At 29.5% G+C, this 5000-nt stretch carries 4 protein-coding genes, 1 tRNA gene and 1 other annotated feature; of the genes, 1 reads left to right on the forward strand and 4 read right to left on the reverse strand.

The features are described 5' to 3' along the window. Positions 1-562: 562 nt before the first annotated feature. Both murD and ACQPUW_RS17140 read right to left on the reverse strand, forming a co-directional pair. Positions 563-1942: a UDP-N-acetylmuramoyl-L-alanine--D-glutamate ligase gene (gene murD, locus ACQPUW_RS17135; protein ID WP_430838654.1), complete on the reverse strand. Its 1380-nt coding sequence runs from the start codon at positions 1940-1942 to the stop codon at positions 563-565. A 196-nt stretch (positions 1943-2138) separates the two neighbouring features. After that, a complete protein-coding gene (locus tag ACQPUW_RS17140; protein ID WP_430838655.1) occupies positions 2139-3539 on the reverse strand; it encodes a glycine--tRNA ligase in 1401 nt (466 codons plus the stop codon). Between the two features lie 49 nt (positions 3540-3588). Next, positions 3589-3753, reverse strand: a binding site (T-box leader). A gap of 144 nt (positions 3754-3897) precedes the next feature. Between ACQPUW_RS17140 and ACQPUW_RS17145 the strand changes: the two genes are divergently transcribed. After that, positions 3898-4377: an LURP-one-related/scramblase family protein gene (locus tag ACQPUW_RS17145; RefSeq protein ID WP_430838656.1), complete on the forward strand. Its 480-nt coding sequence runs from the start codon at positions 3898-3900 to the stop codon at positions 4375-4377. 56 nt (positions 4378-4433) lie between these two features. Here the strand turns inward: ACQPUW_RS17145 and ACQPUW_RS17150 are convergent. Both ACQPUW_RS17150 and ACQPUW_RS17155 read right to left on the reverse strand, forming a co-directional pair. Further along, positions 4434-4508: transfer RNA gene (locus tag ACQPUW_RS17150), tRNA-Asn, on the reverse strand. 58 nt (positions 4509-4566) lie between these two features. Beyond that, positions 4567-4797, reverse strand: coding sequence for a hypothetical protein (locus tag ACQPUW_RS17155; protein WP_430838657.1), 231 nt, complete (start codon positions 4795-4797; stop codon positions 4567-4569). Positions 4798-5000: the final 203 nt, after the last annotated feature.

The following is a 5000-nucleotide window of genomic DNA, read 5'->3' on the forward strand; positions in this document are numbered from 1 at the left end:
AAACTCTCAATAAAAAGTTTAATCTTTTCACTCATAAAACTTACTTTAATAAAAAGAATTGCTGGTTGTTTAAATGTATTTCTATATTCTGTTCAATTTTCAAAGATCTGTGCAATCTCGTTGACTGCTTTATTATAGTATCACTTAAGTTTCTCATTGTCAACAACTTTTTTCAAATTGTTTTTTCAATGTTTTACTTGAAGTGTTTTCGTTGCCGCCATCACCTGACGACGGATATTATAGTACCATGATTATATTTTTTATAATTCTTAATTAATTATCATTACATAAATTTATTCTTTAAATACTCTATTTTTCTTAGCTTTACTAACTAATTCAAATAATGATACACGTGGTATAGTTATCGCCTTAAAAAACCATTTTTCTATTAATCAGTCTAATTTCCACAATAAAATCCGAATTCTTTTCTGTGCTTTTCTATCTATATAAGATATTTTTCTTTATCTTTTTAAATATAATTTACACTTTTAATAATCCTTTTCTTCATTTATTTAGAAATAAAAAAAAGATAGCACAATTATTTGTACTATCTTTTTTCCATTTATTTTAATGCATTTACTAATTCCTTAAATCTATTTCCTCTTTCCATAAAGTTAGGGAACATATCAAAAGATGCACAAGCCGGTGATAATGTTACTATATCCCCATCTACTGCTATCTCTTTTGCTTTATTTACTGCATCTTCAAAAGTATTTACTTCTATGATTTCAACATCAATACCTTTTTCTTCTTTTAGTTTATTAAATGCCGCTTTAATTTTCTCCTTAGTATCTCCAACTAATATCATTTTTTTGATAAAAGGATATCCTTCTTCAGCTAAAGGCTCAAAAGGTATATGTTTATCATATCCCCCTGCTATTAATATTACCTTCTCATCAAAAGCTTTAAGTCCAGCTAAAGTTCTTGTAGGACTTGACGCTATAGAATCATTATAATATTCAACTCCATTTAGTTCTCTTACAATTTCACATCTATGTTCTACTCCACCAAAAGTCTCACATACTTTTTTCATCGCTTCTATTGAAACGTCATCTTTAGTAGCTATAAATGCAGCTAAATAATTTTCTACATTATGCATACCTTTTAAAAGTATCTCTTCTCTTCTTACAACTTCTTTTCCTTCTAGGTATAGTATTCCTTCTTTATAATAAGCACCTTTTTCTAGTACTCTTTTTGAACTAAATTCTCTAACCTCACCTTTAGCCTCTTTTTCAAAGCTATATGTTATATCATTTTCTCTATTTACTACTAATACTCCTGATTCTTCACCATATAAGAATACATTTTTCTTAGCATCTATATATTCTTGCATATCTTTATGCATATCTAAATGATTTGGAGCTAAATTAGTACATATAGCTACATCTATTGGTAAATCCATAGTCATAAGTTGAAAACTTGATAATTCAAGTACTACCATATCTTCTTTTTTTATTTCTTCAATTTGAGCAAATAATGGTGTTCCTATATTTCCACCTACCCAAGTCTTATAACCTTCTTCACTTAATAATTTTGATATTATAGTAGTTGTTGTTGTTTTTCCATCACTACCAGTAACACCATATATCTTTCCACTACAATATCTTACGAACTCTTCCATTTCTGAAGTTATGTATGCCCCTTCTTTCTTAACTCTAACTAGAGCATCACAATCTATTCTCATTGATGGTGTCTTAAATACAACATCAAAACCAGTTAAATTATCTAAGTAGTCTTCCCCAAGAGAAAGTTCTACTCCTTTATTCTTAAAATCTTCAGCTATAGCCCCTAGCTTCGCTTCGCTTTTCATATCAAAAGCTGTAACTTTAGCATCAAGTTCTACTAAGAAATTAATAAGCGGTATATTACTTACTCCTATTCCTACAACTCCAACTTTCTTGCCTTTTATAAAATCTTTAAACTCTCTAAAATCTTTTTTCATACTTTGCCTCCAAGTCTACACTACTATCAACTTATATATTATGAATTATTTTTAATTTTGTCCCATTTGTTTCTAATTATAACACTATAGATTATTGTTTTTAAGTTTAAATTCTATCAAAAACCCCCATTATATCAATATATATGAGAAAAAAGAGTATTTTCATAATGAAAATACTCTTTTTGTATTATATTAATTAAAATTCTAAACTCTTAGCAATATATGCTTCTAAATCTTCAATTTTAACTCTCTCTTGTTCCATTGAATCTCTATCTCTAACTGTTACTGCTCCATCTTCTAATGTATCAAAATCAATTGTTATACAGAATGGAGTACCTATTTCGTCTTGTCTTCTGTATCTCTTACCAATACTTCCAGCTTCATCATATTCAACATTAAACTTCTTAGCAAGTTCTCCGTATACTTCTAAAGCCTTATCTGATAATTTCTTTGATAATGGTAATATTGCAGCCTTAAATGGTGCAAGTGCTGGATGAAGATGCATAACTATTCTTGAATCTTGCTTAGTTTCTGTTGATAAATCTTCTTCATCATATGCGTCAACTAAGAATGCAAGTGCAACTCTATCTGCTCCAAGTGATGGTTCTATACAGTATGGTATATATCTTTCATTAGTCATTGGATCTAAGTAAGTTAAATCTTGACCTGAATGCTCTGCATGCTTCTTTAGATCATAATCTGTTCTATCAGCTATACCCCAAAGCTCACCCCAACCAAATGGGAATAGATATTCTATATCTGATGTTGCATTTGAATAGAATGAAAGTTCTTCCGCTTCATGATCTCTTAATCTTAAGAAGTCTTTATCAACTCCTAAGTTTAATAAGAAGTTCCAGCAGTATTCTCTCCAGTATTCAAACCATTCTAAATCAGTTCCTGGCTTACAGAAGAATTCTAATTCCATTTGTTCAAATTCTCTTGTTCTGAATGTGAAGTTACCTGGTGTAATTTCATTTCTAAATGATTTACCTATTTGAGCTATACCAAATGGTACTTTCTTTCTTGAACTTCTTTGAACTTGCTTAAAGTTTACGAATATACCTTGAGCTGTTTCTGGTCTTAAGTATATTTCATTCTTAGCATCTTCAGTTACACCTTGGAAAGTTTTAAACATAAGATTGAATTGTCTTATATCTGTGTAGTTCATCTTTCCACATTTAGGACATACTATATTATGCTCCTCTATGTAGCTTTTTAATTGTTCATTTGACATACCATCAGCTGAAGCAACTTCAACTCCACTTTCAGTCATATGATCTTCAACTAATTTGTCAGCTCTAAATCTAGCCTTACATTCTTTACAATCCATTAATGGATCTGAGAATCCACCTAAGTGACCTGATGCCACCCAAACTTCCTTGTTCATTAATATAGCACAATCAACACCTACGTTATATGGACTTTCTTGAACAAATTTTTGCCACCATGCTTTTTTAACATTATTCTTAAATTCAACCCCTAATGGACCGTAATCCCATGAGTTTGCAAGTCCACCATATATATCTGATCCTGGGAATATAAATCCTCTGTTCTTACAAAGTGCAACTATTTTATCCATAGTCTTTTCTACTGCCATTTCTAATACCTCCAATAATTTTTTATAATAAAAAAAGCCATAAGCACAATAAAGGGACGAAAAACATTCCGCGGTTCCACCCTTCTTGGCTAAAGCCCAACTTTCTAAAACAATGCTCAAAAGCTCCCTTCATCTTACCTTATTAATGATTTGCACCACCCATCATCTCTCTAAAAATAAAGCTAAGACTACTATTCTTTTTCAACGCACATATTAAATTATATATTTAATTTTACCAAAAGCCTTATATATGTCAAGGTACATACAAACTTATTTTTTATGTTACATTAAATTTACTTAATGAACAGCTTATATATTATATAATATATTTAAATAAAATAATAAAGGGGGATTAATCATGAAATATATTTTAAATCAAAATTTAGTTTCTATTGGAAATGATTATTTAATAAAAGATGCTAATGGAGATGTATGTTACAAAGTTGATGGTAAAGTATTTACTATTGGAGAAAGATTATTTTTTGAAGACTCAAATGGTAATAAGTTATTTAAAATACGAAAAAAACATATTAAATTAGCCGAAACATTTGAAGTTTATAGAGCAAATGAACCTTATGCTAAAATAACAAAAAGAATACTTACTCCTATAGAGGATGAATTTATCATTGACACTCCTTATGGAGAATTAATTGCTAAAGGTGATTTTACTGATTATGAATTTTGTATATACGATGAATATGATACTCCTGTAGCTAAAGCTTCTAAAAGTAGTATTAATTCAATGGGCAAATATGCTATTGATATAGAAAATTTTAATGATCATGGACTAATACTTGCTTGTGCCGTTATTATAGATTTAATTGAAGATGATGAATAACAAAAAAAAGCAGTGATTTTTATAATCACTGCTAAATTTCTATCTTAATAAAAAAATGGCTCCGCGAAGAGGACTCGAACCTCCAACCTGTCGGTTAACAGCCGAATGCTCCACCATTGAGCTATCGCGGAATATTTACATTAATTATTATATCAATTTTTTATAAAATTGCAACTCTTTTTTTTATTTTTATTTTTTAATCATAGATTCTATTGTATTACATACAAGCTTCTGACTTTCATCATTTTCTATTATAGGAACTATAGCTATAGGTTTATCAGTAATATCTATTATAGTTATATTCTTTAATTTATCACCTTTAAAGTTTATAGCTTTTATCATATTCCACTTATATAAAACATTACTTTCCCTATCTCTTATTCTAACTCCATCATTTTCAATGCTCAATAAATTCTCCATACCAAAAAGTTTACCACCCTTTCATCTAATAAAGAAATTATATCATTAAGCTTTATTCATTGTATATAATAACATAATAAAAAAAGCAGTGATTTCTCACTGCTTAAAAATTCGTGCTTTGGATAAAAAAATGGCTCCGCGAAGAGGACTCGAACCTCCAACCTGTCGGTTAACAGCCGAATGCTCCACCATTGAGCTATCGC

Source organism: Clostridium sardiniense, assembly GCF_050584765.1.
Lineage (GTDB): Bacteria > Bacillota > Clostridia > Clostridiales > Clostridiaceae > Clostridium > Clostridium sardiniense_A.

Excerpts from the sequence above, each read along its gene's own strand:
- ACQPUW_RS17155 (WP_430838657.1), bottom strand. The coding sequence starts at position 4,797 with ATGGAGAATTTATTGAGCATTGAAAATGATGGAGTTAGAATAAGAGAT.
- ACQPUW_RS17145 (WP_430838656.1), top strand. The coding sequence starts at position 3,898 with ATGAAATATATTTTAAATCAAAATTTAGTTTCTATTGGAAATGATTAT.
- ACQPUW_RS17140 (WP_430838655.1), bottom strand. The coding sequence starts at position 3,539 with ATGGCAGTAGAAAAGACTATGGATAAAATAGTTGCACTTTGTAAGAAC.
- murD (WP_430838654.1), bottom strand. The coding sequence starts at position 1,942 with ATGAAAAAAGATTTTAGAGAGTTTAAAGATTTTATAAAAGGCAAGAAA.